General features: G+C 68.5%; 3 protein-coding genes. 2 read left to right on the forward strand and 1 reads right to left on the reverse strand.

Annotated elements, in window-relative coordinates; genetic code table 11:
* On the reverse strand, positions 1-515 hold a 515-nt coding region (locus tag ADBZ5U_RS15050; protein WP_526811537.1), incomplete at its 3' end, for a crotonase/enoyl-CoA hydratase family protein.
* A gap of 116 nt (positions 516-631) precedes the next feature.
* Here ADBZ5U_RS15050 and fadD19 point away from each other — a divergent pair.
* Together fadD19 and ADBZ5U_RS15060 are read left to right on the forward strand one after the other, a co-directional pair.
* The gene (fadD19, locus tag ADBZ5U_RS15055; protein ID WP_526811533.1) at positions 632-2287 is read left to right on the forward strand and encodes a medium/long-chain-fatty-acid--CoA/3-oxocholest-4-en-26-oate--CoA ligase; all 1656 of its coding nucleotides are present in this window, start codon (positions 632-634) and stop codon (positions 2285-2287) included.
* Positions 2288-2297: 10 nt separating this feature from the next.
* Positions 2298-3634: acetolactate synthase large subunit (locus ADBZ5U_RS15060; RefSeq protein ID WP_526811535.1), on the forward strand; the 1337-nt coding region annotated here is incomplete at its 3' end.

The following is a 3634-nucleotide window of genomic DNA, read 5'->3' on the forward strand; positions in this document are numbered from 1 at the left end:
GCCTGGCCATCCGGCACCACATGCCCGATCAGCCCGTACTCCAGCGCCTCCGCGGCGGTGATGTGCCGGCCGGTCAGCAGCAGATCACAGGCGACGGTGTAGGGGATCTGCCGCACCAGTCGGACCGCCGATCCGCCCATCGGGTACAGGCTCCAGCGCGCCTCGGAGACGCCGAACTTCGCGCTCTGCCCGGCCACCCGGATGTCGGTGCCCTGCAGGATCTCGGTTCCCCCGGCGATGGCCGGGCCTTCGACCGCGGCGATCAGCGGTTTGGTCAACCGCCGGCCCTTGAGCAGACCGTCGATGCGCGACGGGTCGTAGCTGCCGTCGGCGAACGAGTCGCCCGGCGGTTTGGCGGTCGCGGCCTTGAGGTCCATGCCCGCGCAGAAGTAGCCGCCCGCCCCGGTCAGGATGCAGACCCGGATGTCGGGATCGTCGTCGACCCGGTCCCAGGCCTCCACCATGATCTGCAGCATCTCCCCGGACAGCGCGTTACGCGCCTCGGGGCGATTCATCGTCACGATCAGAACGTGCCCGCGCTGCTCGATCAGGGCATGAGCACTTTCGGGGGCCACGTCGTCCGCCTTCCGTCGCACTTGTAAAGAACTGTAACAGGTTCTAGTTTGGGGTCGTGGCCCTCAATATCGCCGACCTCGCCGAGCACGCCATCGACGCCGTGCCGGATCGCATCGCCCTGATCTGCGGCGATGAGCAGATCACCTACTCCGAGTTGGAGGAGAAGGCGAACCGCTTCGCCCACTACCTCATCGACCAGGGGGTCACCAAGGACGACAAGGTCGGCCTGTACTGCCGCAACCGGATCGAGATCGTCATCGCGATGCTGGGCATCGTCAAAGCCGGGGCGATTCTGGTCAACGTCAACTACCGCTATGTCGAGGGCGAGTTGCGCTACCTGTTCGAGAACTCCGACATGGTGGCGGTCGTGCACGAACGGCAGTACTCCGACCGGGTGGCCAACGTGCTGCCCGAGACGCCCGGCGTCAAGACCGTCCTGGTCGTTGAGGACGGCAGCGACAGGGACTACCGCCGGTACGGCGGAGTGGAGTTCCACGAGGCGATCGCCCAGGGATCACCGGAGCGTGACTTCGGCGAGCGCAGCGCCGACGACATCTACCTGCTCTACACCGGCGGCACCACCGGTTTCCCCAAGGGCGTCATGTGGCGGCACGAGGACATCTACCGGGTGTTGCTCGGCGGCACCGACTTCGCCACCGGTGAATTCGTCAAAGACGAGTTCGAACACGCCAAGCAGGCCGCCGCCGCCCCGCCGATGGTCCGCTTCCCGATCCCGCCGATGATCCACGGCGCCACCCAGTCGGCCACCTGGATGGCGCTGTTCGCCGGCCAAACCGTAGTTCTGGCACCGGAATTCGAGGCCGACGAGGTATGGCGCTCGATCGAGCGGAACAAGGTGAACCTGCTGTTCTTCACCGGCGACGCGATGGGCCGACCACTGCTCGACGCGCTGGAGACCGCCGCGGCCGACCGGGACCTGTCCTCACTGTTCCTGCTCGCCAGCACCGCCGCGCTGTTCTCCCCGAGCCTCAAGGACCGCTTTCTGGAACTGCTGCCCAACCGGGTGATCACCGACTCCATCGGCTCCTCGGAGACCGGGTTCGGCGGCACCAGCATCGTCGCCAAGGGCCAGACCCAGGCCGGCGGCCCGCGGGTCGCCATCGACAGGAACACCGTCGTCCTCGACGACGAGGGCAACGAGGTCCGGCCCGGATCCGGGGTGCGCGGCATTCTGGCCAAACGGGGCAACATCCCGGTCGGCTACTACAAGGACGAGAAGAAGACCGCGGAGACCTTCCGCACCATCAACGGGGTGCGTTACGCGATTCCCGGCGACTACGCGATGGTCGAGGAGGACGGCACCGTGACGATGCTCGGCCGGGGATCCGTCTCGATCAACACCGGTGGAGAGAAGGTCTACCCCGAGGAGGTCGAAGCCGCCCTGAAGGGCCACCCCGACGTGTTCGACGCTCTCGTCGTCGGTGTGCCCGACGAACGCTACGGACAGCACGTGGCCGCCGTTGTCGCTCCCCGTAAGGGCGCCCGCCCGGCGCTGACCGAACTGGACAGCTTCGTCCGCAGTCACATCGCCGGATACAAGATTCCGCGCAGCCTCTGGATCGTCGACGAGATCAGACGCTCACCGGCGGGCAAGCCCGACTACACCTGGGCCAAGGAGCAGACCGTGACCCGCCCCGCCGACGAGGTGCACGCCAAACACGGCGGTGCCAGGGACGATGTCCCCGGCTAGAGTCAGACCGATGAACGGCGCTCAGGCACTCATCACCACACTGGTCGACAACGGGGTGAAGGTGTGTTTCGCCAACCCGGGGACATCGGAGATGCACTTCGTCGCCGCGTTGGACGCCGTGCCCGAGATGCGCGGCGTGCTAACCCTTTTCGAGGGAGTGGCCACCGGCGCGGCCGACGGCTACGCGCGGATCTCGGGTGACCCGGCTGCGGTGCTGCTGCACCTCGGGCCGGGTCTGGGCAACGGACTTGCCAACCTGCACAACGCCCGCCGCGCCAGGGTGCCCATGCTCGTGGTTGTCGGCGACCACGCCACTTACCACAAGAAGTACGACGCACCATTGGAATCCGACATCGACTCGGTGGCCGGAACGGTCTCCGGATGGGTGCGCCGGACCATGAGCGCCGGCGACGTCGCGCCCGACGCAGTCGACGCGATCACCTTCACCCGCGCCGAGCAGCGGATCGCCACGGTCATCCTGCCCGCTGACGTGTCCTGGACCGACGGCGCGGAGACCGCGGAACCCGTTGTGCCCGAGGTCAACCCCTACACTCCCGACACCGCCGACATCGAGGACGCATTGCTCTCCGGCGAGGCGACGGTGATCCTCATCGGCGGCGACGCCACCCGCGGTGACGGCCTGCGGGCAGCGGCCCGGCTGGCGAAGACGTGCGGCGCGAGACTGTTCTGCGAGACCTTCCCCACCCGGCTGGAGCGCGGCGCAGGGATTCCGGCCGTGGAGAGGGTGGCCTACTTCGGGGAGGCGGCCGTCGCGCAACTGGAGGGGACCACGCAACTCATCCTCGCCGGCGCCGCTTCGCCGGTGACGTTCTTCGGCTATCCCGGCAAGCCCAGCGATCTGGTCCCCGAGGGCTGCGGTGTCCTCACGCTGGCCGGCCCGGTCGGGGCCGGGGCGGCGCTGACCGAACTGGCCGACCGGCTCGCCCCCGATGTGGTGGCCGAGGTGGCGCCGGCCGCGCGGCCTGAACCGCCGTCCGGGCCGCTGAGCGTGCAGACCTCGGCGGAGGTGATCGGCGCGCTGCTGCCCGACCGGGCCATCGTGGTCGACGAGTCCAACACCTCCGGGTTCCTGCTGGCCCAGACCACCGCCGGGGCACCGGCCCACGACTGGCTGACGCTGACCGGCGGCGCCATCGGTTACGCGCTTCCGGTCGCGGTGGGGGCGGCCGTGGCGGCCCCCGACCGGCCGGTGCTGTGCCTGGAGTCCGACGGTTCGGCGATGTACACCATCTCGGCGCTGTGGACGCACGCGCGGGAGAATCTCGACATCACCACGGTGGTCTACGCCAACCGCGCCTATGACATCCTGCGGATCGAACTGCAGCG

The organism is Mycobacterium sp. (genome assembly GCF_040398885.1).
Taxonomy (GTDB): domain Bacteria; phylum Actinomycetota; class Actinomycetes; order Mycobacteriales; family Mycobacteriaceae; genus Mycobacterium.